The 15,845-nt window shown below is 63.0% G+C and carries 13 protein-coding genes; 10 read left to right on the forward strand and 3 right to left on the reverse strand.

Annotated features, from left to right (window positions below):
• Window positions 1–63: 63 nt before the first annotated feature.
• The 3 genes from thrC to D0B32_RS09810 all read right to left on the reverse strand — a co-directional run bounded on the left by thrC (window position 64) and on the right by D0B32_RS09810 (window position 4,183).
• Complete coding sequence (thrC, locus tag D0B32_RS09800; RefSeq protein ID WP_117333757.1) at window positions 64–1,515, reverse strand: threonine synthase; 1,452 nt, start codon at window positions 1,513–1,515, stop codon at window positions 64–66.
• A 12-nt stretch (window positions 1,516–1,527) separates the two neighbouring features.
• Complete coding sequence (locus D0B32_RS09805; protein ID WP_117333758.1) at window positions 1,528–2,859, reverse strand: homoserine dehydrogenase; 1,332 nt, start codon at window positions 2,857–2,859, stop codon at window positions 1,528–1,530.
• A 76-nt stretch (window positions 2,860–2,935) separates the two neighbouring features.
• Window positions 2,936–4,183 carry a pyridoxal phosphate-dependent aminotransferase gene (locus tag D0B32_RS09810; RefSeq protein WP_117333759.1) on the reverse strand — a complete coding sequence of 416 codons (1,248 nt, stop codon included), beginning with the start codon at window positions 4,181–4,183 and terminating at the stop codon, window positions 2,936–2,938.
• Window positions 4,184–4,887: 704 nt separating this feature from the next.
• Here D0B32_RS09810 and D0B32_RS09815 point away from each other — a divergent pair.
• The 10 genes from D0B32_RS09815 to D0B32_RS09865 all read left to right on the forward strand — a co-directional run bounded on the left by D0B32_RS09815 (window position 4,888) and on the right by D0B32_RS09865 (window position 15,659).
• Window positions 4,888–5,262 (forward strand): Mth938-like domain-containing protein, encoded by a 375-nt coding sequence (locus tag D0B32_RS09815; RefSeq protein WP_117334159.1) that lies wholly within the window; start codon window positions 4,888–4,890, stop codon window positions 5,260–5,262.
• Between the two features lie 194 nt (window positions 5,263–5,456).
• Complete coding sequence (locus D0B32_RS09820) at window positions 5,457–7,214, forward strand: glycosyltransferase family 39 protein (RefSeq protein ID WP_117333760.1); 1,758 nt, start codon at window positions 5,457–5,459, stop codon at window positions 7,212–7,214.
• Window positions 7,215–7,239: 25 nt separating this feature from the next.
• Window positions 7,240–7,611 carry an EamA family transporter gene (locus D0B32_RS09825; RefSeq protein WP_117333761.1) on the forward strand — a complete coding sequence of 124 codons (372 nt, stop codon included), beginning with the start codon at window positions 7,240–7,242 and terminating at the stop codon, window positions 7,609–7,611.
• Between the two features lie 76 nt (window positions 7,612–7,687).
• Window positions 7,688–8,839: a DegT/DnrJ/EryC1/StrS aminotransferase family protein gene (locus tag D0B32_RS09830; RefSeq protein ID WP_117333762.1), complete on the forward strand. Its 1,152-nt coding sequence runs from the start codon at window positions 7,688–7,690 to the stop codon at window positions 8,837–8,839.
• 6 nt (window positions 8,840–8,845) lie between these two features.
• Window positions 8,846–9,898 carry a glycosyltransferase gene (locus D0B32_RS09835; RefSeq protein ID WP_117333763.1) on the forward strand — a complete coding sequence of 351 codons (1,053 nt, stop codon included), beginning with the start codon at window positions 8,846–8,848 and terminating at the stop codon, window positions 9,896–9,898.
• Complete coding sequence (locus tag D0B32_RS09840) at window positions 9,895–10,830, forward strand: formyltransferase (protein ID WP_117333764.1); 936 nt, start codon at window positions 9,895–9,897, stop codon at window positions 10,828–10,830. The genes D0B32_RS09835 and D0B32_RS09840 overlap by 4 nt, the downstream gene beginning before the upstream one ends.
• Complete coding sequence (locus tag D0B32_RS09845) at window positions 10,827–11,873, forward strand: bifunctional UDP-4-keto-pentose/UDP-xylose synthase (protein WP_117333765.1); 1,047 nt, start codon at window positions 10,827–10,829, stop codon at window positions 11,871–11,873. Before D0B32_RS09840 ends, D0B32_RS09845 begins: the two co-directional genes overlap by 4 nt.
• Window positions 11,874–11,883: 10 nt before the next feature.
• Window positions 11,884–12,780, forward strand: a complete 897-nt coding sequence (locus D0B32_RS09850; protein ID WP_117333766.1) for a polysaccharide deacetylase family protein — start codon at window positions 11,884–11,886, stop codon at window positions 12,778–12,780.
• Window positions 12,781–12,990: 210 nt separating this feature from the next.
• A complete protein-coding gene (locus D0B32_RS09855) occupies window positions 12,991–13,452 on the forward strand; it encodes a peroxiredoxin (RefSeq protein WP_117333767.1) in 462 nt (153 codons plus the stop codon).
• A 344-nt stretch (window positions 13,453–13,796) separates the two neighbouring features.
• Window positions 13,797–15,659, forward strand: a complete 1,863-nt coding sequence (locus D0B32_RS09865; RefSeq protein WP_117333768.1) for a PhoH family protein — start codon at window positions 13,797–13,799, stop codon at window positions 15,657–15,659.
• Window positions 15,660–15,845: the final 186 nt, after the last annotated feature.

The raw sequence follows: 15,845 nt of genomic DNA on the forward strand, positions 1-15,845 counted from the left end.
CAGATGGCGCGAATGGTGAGCGCTCCACTTCAGGCTCACCGCTTGCACCGGCTTACGCCGCCGTCAGACTTCCGTATGCGCCACCATGAAGTCCTTCACGCGTTGCGCGTCGGCGGGCAATACCTCGAAGCGCTGCGGCAGTGCTTCGATGCCCGTAAAGGCGGGCGGACGCTCCGGCTCGCGCAGCAGCGCTTCGCGAATCGTCTCGCCGAATTTGACCGGCTGCGCGGTCTCCAGCACGATCATCGGCACACCCGGCTGTAGATGCTCACGCGCGACCTTCAGGCCATCGGCCGTATGCGTGTCGATCATCGTGTCGTAGCGCTCGAACACATCGCGGATCGCCTCGACGCGATCCGCGTGGCTGCTGCGTCCCGACACGAAGCCGAACTCCTTCACCCGTGCAAAGTCGCCGCTCGCCGCCAGATCGAAGCCGCCCTTCTCTTCGACGTCATGGAACAACTGCAGCACGCGGGCCGGATCGCGGCCCAGCAGATCGAACACGAAGCGCTCGAAGTTCGATGCCTTCGAAATGTCCATGCTCGGGCTGCTCGTGTGATACGTCTCAGCCGCCTTGCGCACGCGGTAGATGCCGGTGCGGAAGAATTCGTCGAGCACGTCGTTCTCGTTGGTGGCGACCACCAGCTTCTCGATGGGCAGGCCCATCATGCGCGCGATGTGGCCCGCGCAGACGTTGCCGAAGTTGCCCGACGGCACGGTGAACGAGACCCGCTCGTCGTTGCGCTTCGTGGCCGCGAAATAGCCCTTGAAGTAATACACGACCTGCGCCACGACCCGCGCCCAGTTGATCGAGTTGACCGTGCCGATCTTGTACTTCGCCTTGAACGCGTGATCGTTAGAAACGGCTTTCACGATGTCCTGGCAGTCGTCGAATACGCCTTCCACCGCAAGGTTGAAAATGTTCGGGTCCTGCAGGCTGTACATCTGCGCGGTCTGGAACGCGCTCATCTTCTTGTGCGGCGACAGCATGAAGACGCGAATGCCCTTCTTGCCGCGCATGGCGTATTCGGCGGCGCTGCCCGTATCGCCGGACGTGGCGCCGAGAATGTTGAGCGTCTCGCCGTGTTTCGCCAGCGCGTATTCGAACAGGTTGCCGATCAACTGCATCGCCATGTCCTTGAACGCCAGCGTCGGCCCGTTCGACAACTCGAGCAGCGACAGCGGCGCACCGTTCTCCACGCCCAGCGTCTTCAGCGGCGTGATCTGCTCGGCACTTTCGTCGTCACGCACGTTGCAGTAGGTCTCTGCGGTGTAGGTGCGGCGCGTCAGCGCGCGCAGGTCTTCGGCGGGAATGTCGTCGCTGAATTTCGACAGGATCTCGAAGGCGAGATCCGCGTAAGGCAGCGTGCGCCAGCGCGTGAGTTCGTCGGCGCTCACCCGCGGATATTGCGCCGGCAGATACAGGCCGCCGTCCTTCGCGAGACCGCCGAGCAGGATGTCGGAAAACGTATGGCGCTCACCGGCTCCGGCACCGCGCGTGGAAAGGTAGTTCATATCAGTCTCAGACTAGTTCAGTGCTTCGAGGCGCAGCTTGGTCACGTGCGACACGACGGTCTGCAGTGCCTCGATGTTCTTGATCGCGGCATTGACGTGCTTCTCGACCGTCTCGTGCGTGATCAGGATGATGTCGGTTTCGCCCTTGCCGTTCGCGTCGACCTGCTCGGATTCCTTCTGCAGCAGCGCGTCGATGGAGATGCCGGTATCCGCGAGGATGCGCGTGATATCGGCCAGCACGCCGGTGACATCGGCCACGCGCAGGCGCAGGTAGTAGCCGCTCGTCACTTCGTCGATGGGCAGGATCGGGGTGTTCGACAGCCGGTCCGGCTGGAACGCGAGATGCGGCACGCGATGCTCCGGGTCCGCGGTATGCAGGCGCGTCACGTCGACGAGGTCGGCCACCACCGCGGAGGCCGTGGGCTCGGCGCCAGCGCCCTTGCCGTAGTACAGCGTGGTGCCCACGGCGTCGCCATGCACCACCACCGCATTCATGGCACCTTCGACGTTCGCCAGCAGACGCTTTTCCGGAATGAGCGTGGGATGGACGCGCAGTTCGATACCCGTCTCGGCGCGCCGCGCAATGCCCAGCAGCTTGATCCGGTAGCCGAGTTCTTCGGCGTACTTGATGTCGATGGCGGCCAGCTTGCTGATGCCTTCCACGTACGCCTTGTCGAACTGCACCGGCACGCCGAAAGCGATCGCGCTCATGATGGTCGCCTTGTGCGCGGCATCCACGCCTTCGATATCGAAGGTCGGATCGGCTTCGGCGTAACCGAGCTCCTGCGCCGCCTTCAACGCGGTCGCGAAGTCGAGCCCGCGGTCGCGCATCTCGGACAGGATGTAATTCGTCGTGCCGTTGATGATGCCGGCAATGTACTGGATGCGGTTGGCCGTGAGGCCTTCGCGCAGTGCCTTGATGATCGGGATGCCGCCCGCCACCGCCGCCTCGAACGCCACCATCACGCCATTGCTGCGCGCCGCTTCGAAGATTTCGGTGCCGTGCACCGCGAGCAGCGCCTTGTTGGCCGTGACCACGTGCTTGCGATTGGCGATGGCGCGCAGCACCAGTTCGCGCGCAATGCCCGTGCCGCCGATCATTTCCGCCACGATGTCGATGGACGGATCGTCCACGACCGCGGCGAAGCTGTCGGTGATCTCCACCGTGCCGGCTTCTTCGCCGAGCGCCGCCGTCGCCTTGGCCGGATTGCGCACGGCAATGCGTGTCACCTCGATGCCCCGGCCGGCGCGTCGTTTGATTTCTTCCTGGTTGCGGCGCAGTACCGTGAAGGTGCCGCTGCCCACCGTGCCGAAGCCCAGCAGTCCTACTTTGATCGGTTCCATGCAGCGTGTGTTTTCGTTTAAGGATTAAGGGAAACTCGTCGCCCCGGTTTGGCGCGCCTGCCTCGCAGGCGGCGCGTCAAACCGTGTGGCGTTTGCGATAGCCGTCGAGGAAGCGCGCGATCCGGTTGATCGAATCCGCGAGATCGTCGACGTTGGGCAAAAACACGACGCGGAAATGGTCCGGCGTCTTCCAGTTAAAGCCCGTGCCCTGCACGAGCAGCACGCGCTCCGCCAGCAACAGTTCGAGAATGAACTGCTGGTCGTCCTCGATAGGGTAAATCTTCGGATCGAGGCGCGGGAACATGTACAGCGCGGCTTCCGGCTTGACGCACGTGACGCCGGGAATGGCCGTCAGCATGTCATACGCGAGTTGCCGCTGTTTGTACAGGCGGCCGGACGGCACGATCAGGTCGTTGATGCTCTGATAGCCGCCGAGCGCCGTCTGGATCGCATACTGGCCGGGCACGTTGGGGCACAGGCGCATCGACGCGAGGATGCCGAGCCCTTCGAAATAGTCTTTGGCGCGGCGCCGGTTGTCGCCGGTCAGCCCCGAAATGAACATCCAGCCGGCCCGATAACCGCACGAGCGGTAACTTTTCGAAAGGCTGTTGAACGTGACCGTCAGCACGTCTTCGGAGAGCGCGGCGATCGCCGTATGCTGCTTGCCGTCGTAGATGATCTTGTCGTACACCTCGTCGGCGAAGATCACGAGACCGTGCTGGCGCGCAATCTCGATCAGGCCGAGCAGCAGTTCGTCCGAATACAGCGCGCCGGTCGGGTTGTTCGGGTTGATGACCACCAGCGCGCGGGTGTTCGGCGTGATCTTGGCGCGAATATCGTCCAGATCCGGCATCCAGGCGTTGGATTCGTCGCAGATGTAATGCACCGGCGTGCCGCCCGACAGGCTCACACCGGCGGTCCACAGCGGGTAATCCGGCGCCGGCAGCAGGACTTCGTCGCCGTCGTTGAGGAGCCCTTGCAGCGCCATCACGATCAGTTCCGAGGCGCCGTTGCCAATGTAGATATCGTCCAGCTCGACGCCGTGCACACCCTTTTGCTGGGTGTAATGCATGATCGCCTTGCGTGCGGCGAACACACCTTTGGAGTCGGAATAGCCTGACGAGCCCGGCAGATTCAGGATCATGTCCTGAATGATCTCGTCCGGTGCCTCGAAGCCGAACGGCGCCAGATTGCCGATGTTCAGCTTGATGATGCGATGGCCTTCTTCTTCGAGGCGCTTGGCGTGTTCGAGGACGGGCCCGCGAATGTCGTAGCAGACGTTTAACAGCTTGTTGGATTTGAGAATCGGTTTCACGGCGGGCACTTCATCCTGGTAAGTAGCTGAACAATGAGCTTGACGACGCGCTAAACGGGCCCGCCGAGGCGGGGCGCGCCATGCCTCGGAACGCAGCGGCCGGTCCATGCCGTACGCTCCAACGGGGCTTTGATCTCTGGGCCCGGTTGCCGCTCATAGCGGGGTTGGCGAAGCGTGCAGCGGGCCGCCGCCAGTCGCGGCGACGACCGTACGAGGCTGACCCAACGCATTTTAAGGTTGTCTTCAGGGAACACCGGATAACCTGCCGGGTCGCAACACTGGGCACCCGGTTCGACATGGTGTGGCGGCAGGCAGCCGGTTAGCGTACAGCCTCGCTGATCGCGGAGGTCGACTGACGTGGCTGTCTAAACCTGTCAGTCCGGTCGCCACTTCCATTGCCGCTTATGGCGGCAAGCGAAGCAAGAGGCGCTGGTGGGCGGCTAAAAAGTTATAATTTAGCGGATTTTGGCCGACTTCCGCAATGCACCAGACGCGCGCGGAAGCCCCAGATGCCCTTTCGGCCGCTTTATGTCCATTGCACGGGGTCGTTTGCCTGCATTGACCGCTGCAAGCCCGTTGCGCCTCATGCAACACGCCCGGCCTGCGCGCAGCCCGGGTACTTTACCGGCAGCGTCCGGAAAAGCGTTGCAAGGCAGGCTGGGAGCACGGTTGGAAGCACTCGAAACGACTTCGGACGACTTCGGAACACTCATTTGAAATTACATCAGGATTCCAGCGGCGCCTTGAACACCGTGACCGGTTACGGCGCCGGCTTTGTCGAAATCAATCTCGAACGTCATGCCGGCAGCATCATCGTGCTGCCGGAGGCGCCTGTCATCCCCTGGCCGGTGGCCTCGTTCGACGCGCTGACGCCGGAACATTTCGAGCTGCTGATCGCACCGGCGCCCGAAGTGGTGGTGTTCGGCAGCGGCGAGCGGCTGCGCTTCCCGCATCCCCGCCTGACCGCCGCGCTAGCCGCCCACCGCATCGGCGTCGAAACGATGGACTTCAAGGCCGCCTGCCGCACCTACAACATCCTGATGGCCGAGGGCCGCAAGGTGGCGGCCGCGTTGCTGATCGAAGCCTGACGGGCACGGCGTGGCGATGGCCCGGCACGGGTCTTTTTTGGGCCACGCCGCGGCAATCGCGTAAACTGCGCGGCGACAGTCGTCGCCGCCGTGCTTCGCGCGTCCAGAACCACAACCGGACGGCATCCGGATACAGCACCCGAATAACACTGATACGCCGCCGGGCGGCGTCGCAAAAAACAGGCTAACCATCCATGAACGATATGCCGTCGAGGCTACCGCTCAACCGCACCGCCCTTCTGCTGCTGGTGCTCGCACTCGCATTGATCTGGTTCGTACCGCTCGGCTGGCGCCATCTGCTGCCAAGCGACGAAGGCCGCTACGCCGAAATGGCGCGCGAAATGTTCGTCACCGGCGACTGGATCACGCCGCGCTACAACGGCTACAAGTATTTCGAGAAACCCCCGCTGCAAACCTGGCTGAACGCGCTCACCTTCGCGTGGTTCGGCATCGGCGAATGGCAGGCGCGCCTCTACACGGCCCTGACGGGCTTTGCCGGCGTCCTGCTGGTCGGCTACACCGGCGCGCGCGTCTTCAACGCCGCCACCGGCGTGTTCGCGGCCATCGTGCTGGCCAGTTCGCCCTACTGGAACCTGATGGGCCACTTCAACACGCTCGACATGGGCCTGTCGTTCTGGATGGAGGTGACGTTGTGCGCCCTGCTGCTGGCCCAGCGTCCCAACCTGCCGGTGGGCCAGGTGCGGGGGTGGATGTGGCTCTGCTGGGCGTCGATGGCGCTCGCGGTGCTCTCCAAGGGGCTCGTGGGCCTGATCCTGCCGGGCGCGGTGCTGGTGCTCTACACGCTGATCGCCCGCGACTGGGCGCTCTGGAAGCGGCTGCACCTGATCGGCGGCCTGATCCTGTTCTTTGCGATTGCAACGCCCTGGTTCGTGCTGGTGCAGCAGCGCAACCCCGAATTCCTCAATTTCTTCTTTATCGTCCAGCAGTTCCAGCGTTATCTGACGCCTGAGCAGAATCGCCCGGGTCCGTTCTACTACTTCGTGCCCGTGCTGCTGGTGGGCTTTCTGCCGTGGCTTTCGGTGAGCGTGCAGAGCATCCGCCACGCGCTGCGCCTGCCGCGCCAGCCGAACGGCTTCTCGCCGGTCATCCTGATGCTGGTGTGGGCGGGCTTCATCTTCCTGTTCTTCAGCGCTTCGCATTCGAAGCTCATCTCGTACACGTTGCCGGTGGCGCCAGCGCTGGCGCTGCTGATCGGCATGTACCTGCCGCTCGTCACGTCCCAGCAGTTGCGCCGCCATCTGGCCGGCTACGCGCTGTTCCTGATCGTGGCGGCGTTCGCCGCGCTGTTCATGGGCCGCTTCGGCGATGCGCGTAATCCCACCGAACTGTACGTCGCCTATCGTGGCTGGGTGTTGGCCGCACTCGGCGTCGCCTTCGTTCTGACGCTCGCCGCGATGTGGCTGAACCGCCACAGCCGCGCGGGCATCGCCGGCGCGGCGGCCGTGTTCGGCACCGCATGGCTGCTGCTCGGCACCATCGCCGGCACCGGCCACGACGTGTTCGGCAAGCTGAGTTCCGGCGCGCCGCTCGCCCCGGCCATCAAGGCGGCGCTGGCCAAACTGCCGCCCGATACACCGTTCTACTCGGTCGGTGTGCTCGATCACACGTTGCCGTTCTACGTGGATCACACGATGATCATGGTCGAACACGCGGACGAACTGGCGTTTGGCGTCTCCGTGGAGCCGCAAAAGTGGGTGCCGACGGTGGCCGAATGGCGCCAGCGCTGGGACGCCGACCGCTATGCGCTCGCGCTTCTGCCGCCGGGACGCTACGACGAGCTGCTGGCGCAGCATGTGCCGATGCAGCTCGTGGCCCGTGATTCGCGCCGCGTGATTGTGGAAAAACCCAGTGTGGAAAACCCCAGCGTGGAAAAGCCCAGCGCGGAAAACCCCGCCGCGCCGACCCCCGGCGTAGAAAAACCGCAGCAGTAACCCCATATCAGGACGTGGACCCTCGATGAATCCGATTTCGCTCTTCTGTATCCTCGCCGGCGTCGCGCTGAACGCCACGGCGCAACTGCTGCTGAAGGCCGGCACGAATGCCGTTGGACACTTCGAATTCAGCCGTGCGAACATCCTGCCCATTGGCTTCAAACTGGCCACGCAATTGCCGATCATCGGCGGCCTCGGGTGCTATGTGATCAGCGTGGTGGTGTGGGTGGTCGGGCTGTCGCGGGTCGACGTCTCGATCGCCTATCCGATGTTGTCGCTGGGTTATGTGGTGAACGCGTTCGCGGCGTGGTATCTGTTCGGCGAGGTGCTGACGGTGCAGCGTCTGGTCGGAATCGGCATCATCCTGATTGGGGTTTTTGTCCTGGCCCGCAGCTGAGGGTTTTTGCCACAGCGTTTGCTGCGGCGTGCCAGCGTGGTAGATTGCCGCCCTATTTCTTTCGAGCAAAGCATCCATGAACCAGTCATCCGTGCCATTTCTGCCGTTTGTCCGTCCGGAAATCGATGAAGAGACGATTCAGGGCGTCGCCGACGTGCTCCGCTCCGGCTGGATCACCACCGGCCCGCAAAACCAGAAGTTCGAAGCCGCGCTGTCGGAATTCTGCGGCGGCCGTCCGGTGCGCACCTTCAACTCCGGCACCGCCACGCTCGAAATCGGCCTGCGCATCGCCGGGGTGGGTGAAGGCGACGAGGTCATCACGACGCCCGCCTCGTGGGTGTCCACCAGCAACGTGATTCTGGAGACGGGCGCGACGCCGGTTTTCGTCGACATCGACCCGGTCACCCGCAACATCGACCTCGAACTGCTCGAGAAGGCCATCACGCCGCGTACCAAGGCCATCATCCCGGTGTTCCTGAGCGGCTTGCCGGTGGACATGGATCGCCTCTACGAAATCGCGCGCGCCCACAAGCTGCGGGTGATCGAAGACGCCGCGCAGGCCTTTGGTTCGACCTGGAAAGGCGAGCGCATTGGCAAGCTGGGCGATATCGTGTCGTTCAGCTTCCACGCCAACAAGAACCTGACCTCGATCGAGGGCGGCGCGCTGGTGTTGAACAACGAGGAAGAAGCCATCCTCGCGCAGAAGTACCGGCTGCAAGGCATCACCCGCACCGGCTTCGACGGCATGGATTGCGACGTGCTCGGCGGCAAATACAATCTCACGGATGTGGCCGCGCGCGTGGGCCTCGGGCAGTTGCCGCATCTGGAGCGCTTCCTCGCGCAGCGCAAAAAACTCGTGCGCGCGTACTTCGCCGGCCTCGAAAGCGGCGCGGCGGTCAAGCTGGGCGTGGGTCTGCCGTTTGCTGATTTTGAAAACAGTAACTGGCACATGTTCCAGATCACGCTGCCGCTCGAAAAGCTGTCGCTCGACCGCGCCGGTTTCATGAGCCAGTTGAAGGATCGCGGCATCGGCTCGGGCGTGCACTACCCGGCCATCCACCTGTTCTCGCTGTACCGTGCGCGTGGCTTCAAGGAAGGCATGTTCCCGCATGCAGAGCGTTTCGGCGCCACCACGGTCACGCTGCCGCTCTTCACGCTGATGAACGAAGACGACGTGGCCCGCGTCTGCCGCGCGGTCAATGATATTTGCGAACAATACGGAAAATAAGCGGAAATGAGTCAAACGGAACATCGCTCCCCGATGTCTGCCACGCCGGAAGTGTCGGTGATCATTCCGGTGTACAACGAGGAGGCTGGCCTCGCCGCGCTGTTCGCGCGCCTGTACCCGGCGCTCGACGCCCTCGGCACCGGCTACGAAGTGATCTTCATCAACGACGGCAGCCGCGACAAGTCGCCGTTGCTGCTGGCGGATCAGTATCGCCTGCGCCCGGACACCACCCGCGTGATCCTGCTGAACGGCAATTACGGTCAGCACATGGCGATCCTCGCGGGCTTCGAGCAGTCGCGCGGCGAGATCGTCATCACGCTCGACGCCGATCTGCAGAATCCGCCGGAAGAGATCGCCAAGCTCGTCAACAAGATGCGCGAAGGCTATGACTACGTGGGCACGATCCGCCTGCAACGGCAGGACAGTCTGTGGCGCCGCAAAGCGTCGCGGGCGATGAACCGGCTGCGCGAGCGCATCACGCGCATCAAGATGACCGACCAGGGGTGCATGTTGCGCGCCTACAGCCGGCACATCATCGACACCATCAACCGTTGCGGCGAAATCAATACCTTCATTCCGGCGCTGGCCTACACGTTCGCGCAGAATCCGGTAGAAATCGAGGTCGCCCACGAAGAACGCTTTGCCGGCGAATCGAAGTACTCGCTTTACAGCCTGATCCGGCTCAACTTCGATCTGGTGACGGGCTTCTCGGTCGTGCCGCTGCAATGGCTGTCGTTCATCGGCGTGATTCTCTCGCTCGGCTCGGCCGCGCTGTTCGTGCTGCTGCTGATTCGCCGCTTCATCATCGGGGCGGAAGTGCAAGGTGTGTTCACGCTGTTCGCCATCACGTTCTTCCTGCTCGGCGTGATCATCTTCGCGCTCGGGCTGCTCGGCGAGTACATCGGACGCATCTATCAGCAGGTGCGCGCCCGGCCGCGTTATCTGGTGCAAACCATCCTCGAACAGCGCAACGGCGCGACCGTCACCGAGACGCCGCGTCAGACCGTGGTGCAGGCCGTGCAGCCGGCACCGCTCATCGATCAGGGACCCAATCCATGAAGCCCCGCGCAGTCGTCTTTGCGTATCACAACGTCGGCGTACGTTGCCTGCAGGTGTTGCTCGCGCGCGGCGTGGACGTGGCGCTGGTCGTCACCCACGAAGACAGTCCGAGCGAAAACATCTGGTTCGGCAGCGTGGCGTCGGTGGCGGCAAGTTACGGCATTCCCACCATCACGCCGGCCGATCCGCAGAGCGCCGAGTTGCGTGAAGCCGTCAGCGCCGCCCGCCCCGATTTCATCTTCTCGTTCTACTACCGCCACATGCTGCCGGTGGACCTGCTCGCGCTCGCCGCGCGCGGCGCCTACAACATGCACGGTTCGCTGCTGCCGAAATACCGCGGCCGCGTGCCGACCAACTGGGCGGTGATCAAGGGCGAAACGGAAACCGGTGCGACCCTGCACGAAATGGCCGCGAAGCCGGATGCGGGCGCGATCATCGCACAGACGCCGGTGCCGATCCTGCCCGACGATACCGCAGCGCAGGTGTTCGACAAGGTCACGGTGGCCGCCGAACAGACGCTCTGGCGCGTATTGCCGGCGCTGCTCGCGGGCGAGGCGCCGCATCTGCCGAACGACCTCGCGCACGGCAGCTATTTTGGCGGCCGCAAGCCGGAGGACGGGCGGATCGACTGGAGCCAGCCGGCCCAGGACGTCTACAACCTGATCCGTGCCGTGGCGCCGCCTTATCCCGGCGCCTTCACGGATATCGACGGCCAGCGCTTTATCGTTGCGCGCGCGCGTCTCGCACGGCCCGGCGCGCTCCGTTCGGATTTGCCCCCCGGCCTCCACGTAAGCGATAATGCGCTTTTCGCGGTGTGCGGCGACGGCCGCGCCATCGCCATCCATGAATTGCGGCGCCAGCACGAGGGCCACGAGCCCGTCGTCTCCCCTGCCGAATTCACCCAGCTCACCCAATCTTCCCGTCACCAATGAAAAAAGTCCTGATTCTGGGTGTGAATGGCTTCATCGGCCATCACCTGTCCAAACGCATTCTCGAAACGACCGACTGGGAAGTGTTCGGGATGGACATGCAGACCGAGCGGCTCGGTGACCTCATCAATCACGAGCGGATGCACTTCTTCGAAGGCGACATCACGATCAACAAGGAGTGGGTCGAGTATCACGTGAAGAAGTGCGACGTGATCCTGCCGCTGGTGGCAATCGCCACGCCCGCCACTTACGTGAAGCAGCCGCTGCGCGTGTTCGAACTGGACTTCGAGGCGAACCTGCCTATCGTGCGTTCGGCGGTGAAGTACGGCAAGCATCTGGTGTTTCCGTCCACCTCCGAGGTGTACGGCATGTGCACGGACGAGCAATTCGATCCGGAAGAGTCGCAACTGTCGTACGGCCCGATCAACAAGCCGCGCTGGATCTACGCGTGCTCCAAGCAGTTGATGGACCGCGTGATCTGGGGCTACGGCATGGAAGGCCTCAACTTCACGCTGTTCCGTCCGTTCAACTGGATCGGCCCGGGCCTCGATTCGATCTACACGCCGAAGGAAGGCAGCTCGCGCGTGGTCACGCAGTTCCTCGGCCATATCGTGCGCGGCGAGAACATCAGCCTCGTCGACGGCGGCGCGCAAAAGCGTGCGTTCACGGATATCGACGACGGCATCGGCGCGCTGATGAAGATCATCGAGAACAAGGACGGCGTCGCGACCGGCAAGATCTATAACATCGGCAATCCCACCAATAATTTCTCGGTGCGTGAGCTGGCGCACAAGATGCTGGCGCTCGCCGCGGAATTCCCGGAATACGCGGACACTGCCAAGCAGGTGCAACTGGTCGAGACTTCGTCGGGCGCATACTACGGCTCGGGCTATCAGGACGTGCAAAACCGCGTGCCGAAGATCGACAACACCATGCAGGAACTCGGCTGGGCGCCCAAGTCCACCTTCGACGAAGCACTGCGCAAGATTTTCGAAGCGTATCGCGGCCACGTGGCCGAGGCGCGCGCGCTGGTCGAACAGCAATAAGGGCTGAGTCTTGGCTCGTATCGTCCTGAAGATCGACGTCGACACGCTGCGCGGCACCCGCGAAGGCGTGCCGAACCTCGCGCGCATCTTCGACCGCTTCAAGGCGCGCGCCACCTTCCTCTTTAGCCTCGGGCCCGACCACACTGGCTGGGCGATGCGTCGCGTGCTGCGGCCGGGCTTTCTGCAGAAGGTGTCGCGTACCTCGGTGGTCGAGCACTACGGCATCAAGCAGTTGATGTACGGCGTGCTGTTGCCGGGGCCGGACATTGGCGTGAAGACCGCAGCGGAAATGCGGGCGATTCACGAGGCCGGTTTCGAATGCGGCATCCACACCTGGGACCACGTGTACTGGCAGGACAACGTCCGCTCGCGCGACGCGGCGTGGACGACCAGCCAGATGCAGAAAAGCCACGACCGTTTCGCGGCCATCTTCGGCACGCCGCCCGTCACGCACGGCGCAGCGGGCTGGCAGATGAACGGCCACGCGTTCGAACAGATCGACGCGTGGGGCATGCAATACGCGTCGGACGGCCGGGGCCATTCGCCGTACCTGCCGGTCGTGAACGGCAAGACACTGTCTCACGTGCAGATGCCGACCACCCTGCCCACGCTCGACGAAGTGCTGGGTGTGGATGGCGTGGATCTGCACAATGTCGCCGCGTCGATACTCAAGCGCACCGAAAACAATCCGCACGACCAGGTGTTCACGCTGCACGCCGAACTCGAAGGACAAAAGCTCGCGCCCATTTTCGAACAGCTGCTTGAAGGCTGGCGCGCGCAGGGCCACACCTTCGCGACGATGGGCGACTATCACGCCGTGCTGGACCGCAGCACACTGCCATCGTACCCTGTCACCTGGGGTGAGATTCCTGGACGTTCCGGCGAATTGATCGTGCAGCCGTCGTAGCGGTTCCTGTACATCGCGCCGCCTAGGTCGCATCTATGTCGCATGTGGGTCATGCGCGGGTCGTACCTGGGTCGTACCTTAGTCATACCCCAACAGGATTCAAACTGGTTCGCGTGTCACGCAAGCCAGTCATACTCCCCCAGCCTCGATGCCAGGCCCGACGCGAACGTCGCACGACAGCGTCGTCGGCCATAACAACCGGAGAACCTCGTGTCCATCGCAGTCGACCAACCCGTCCCTGACTTTACCGCCCCCTCGACCGGTGGCGAGCTGACGCTGTCCAGTCTGCGGGGCAAGAAGGTGGTGCTGTATTTTTACCCGAAGGACAACACGCCGGGCTGCACGACCGAAGGTCTGCAATTCCGCGACCTGTATCCGAAGTTCAAAAAGGCCGGCGCAGAAGTGCTCGGCGTGTCGCGCGACAGTCTGCGCTCGCATGAAAACTTCAAGGCCAAACTCGAACTGCCGTTTGCCCTCATCTCCGATCCGGAAGAAACGCTGTGCGCGCTCTTCGGCGTCATCAAAATGAAGAAAATGTATGGCAAAGAAGTACGTGGAATCGAACGCTCCACGTTTGTCATCGACGGCGAGGGCGTACTGCGCCAGGAGTGGCGTGGCGTGAAAGTACCAGGTCATGTCGATGAAATTCTGGAGGCTGTACAAGCGCTGTGAGGCGCGTTATATTGGGCTGCAATGAGTGCCTGTCCACCCCATACTTTCCGCGGTTACGCCGCACGTCACGCCTCTCATATCAATGATGAGGCAGTGAGGCGCAACGCGACGACCGAAGTCGAGCCGCTTGCCCCGTTTGTCGGGGCGGCGGCTTTTTTAATTGCGCGCAGCCGTCCATCTGCTCGGCCACGCGCCCTCGTCAAGGAGCCGATCGAAAACCAGGCGAACCGGCATTTCTAGACCGAAAGCGCGCCTCCGGGCGCAAACTGCGGGCGCAATACAGCGCAATTGCAGGATGCGACAGGCGGCGCACGATATGTGACCCGATTTTTTCGAGGGAAACCATGCCTTTGCCTACCCCACCCAGCAAGCTCGGCAATCTTCTGCCGCCTGACGAATACAAGGCCAAAGCCACGTCGGCGAGGCCCGCCAAGAAACAGGCGAACGAGGGGGAGCAAGCAGAGTCGGCCGATTTCGGCCGCGCCAACGTTGCCACGCCGATGGCGCACGCCGCCAATGCCGCGACGACGTTGCGCACCGTGCCTGCCGGTTCGGCTGCCAGTTCGTCCGCTGCCGGCGCCGAGACCGCCCCGGCACGTGACGCAGGAACCTCCCGCCGCAAATCGAAACAGACCGCCGCCTTGTTGCAACCGGTGCCCACGCCGGCCAAACATCAGGACGCCGAGCCGGTCGAGCCTGCGCAGCCCGTCGTCGCACGTGCCGGCAAGCAGCCCGCAACGGGCGCGCCGAGCGCCGCTACGCCCATCGCACGCGGCACCACGAAGAAACGCAGCAGCACGTCCGACCAGGTCGAGACACGCAAGCTGTTCGTGCTCGACACCAATGTGCTGATGCACGATCCAACCTGCCTGTTCCGTTTCGAGGAACACGACGTCTATCTGCCAATGATGACGTTGGAAGAACTCGACAATCACAAGAAGGGCATGTCGGAAGTCGCGCGCAATGCCCGTCAGGTGAGCCGTACGCTGGATGCGCTGGTCGCCAACGGCGGCAACATGGCAGACGGCATTTCGCTGTCGCGTCTGGGCAGCCGCGAAGCCGCCGGGCGTCTGTATTTTCAGACCAAGCTGACGGACATCGAGCCGGTCGAAGGTCTGCCGCAAGGCAAGGCGGACAACCAGATTCTCGGCGTGGTGCGCGCGTTGCAACGCGACCGGATGGACCGCCAGGTCGTGCTGGTGTCGAAAGACATCAACATGCGCATCAAGGCGCACGCGCTCGGACTGCCCGCTGAAGACTATTTCAACGACCAGGTCCTCGAAGACAAGGACCTGCTCTACTCGGGCATTCGCGCGCTGCCGCAGGACTTCTGGACCAAGCACGCGAAGGGCATGGAAAGCTGGCAGGACACCAAGACGGGCACGACGTATTACCGCGTGACCGGTCCGCTGTGCGCGTCCATGCTGGTCAACGAGTTCGTCTATCTGGAGCCGCAAAACGGCGAACCGGCGTTTCATGCGCTGGTGCGTGAGTTGAACGGCAAGACCGCGTTGCTGCAAACCTTGCGTGACTACGGCCACCACAAGAACAACGTGTGGGGCATCACGGCGCGCAACCGCGAGCAGAATTTCGCGCTCAACCTGTTGATGAATCCGGAGATCGACTTCGTCACGCTGCTGGGTCAGGCCGGCACCGGCAAGACCCTCGTCGCGCTGGCGGCGGGTCTCGCGCAGGTGCTGGACGACAAGCGCTACAACGAGATCATCGTCACGCGGGCCACGGTGCCGGTTGGCGAAGACATCGGCTTTCTGCCGGGCACGGAAGAGGAAAAAATGCAGCCGTGGATGGGTGCATTCGACGACAACCTCGAAGTGCTGCAGAAAACCGACGATGCGGCCGGTGAGTGGGGACGCGCTGCGACCCAGGAACTGATCCGCTCGCGCTTGAAGGTCAAGAGCATGAACTTCATGCGCGGCCGGACCTTCGTCGACAAGTATCTGATCATCGACGAAGCGCAGAACCTGACGCCGAAGCAAATGAAAACGCTGGTGACGCGTGCGGGTCCGGGAACGAAGATCATCTGCCTCGGCAATATCGCGCAGATCGACACGCCTTATCTGACGGAAGGCAGTTCGGGGCTCACATACGTGGTCGATCGTTTCAAGGGCTGGGCGCACAGCGGGCACGTGACGCTGGCGCGCGGCGAGCGCTCGCGACTGGCGGATTACGCGTCCGATATCCTGTAGGCCGCGACGGGTTGGTCTGAAAGCTGTACCGAAGCCGCGTCTGGTTCTGTCAGGCGCGGCTTTTTTCATCTGAATCAAGGTGTTGGAGGCGTGCGCGGGGACCCGCTTCCGGTTGTAAAACGGTGTTGTCCATTCCGGCGAACGCAACACTTAGCGCACAAAGTTCATGTAATTTATCAACATTTC

Origin of the sequence: Paraburkholderia sp. DHOC27, assembly GCF_003429005.1 — a bacterium.
Classification (GTDB): Bacteria; Pseudomonadota; Gammaproteobacteria; order Burkholderiales; family Burkholderiaceae; genus Paraburkholderia.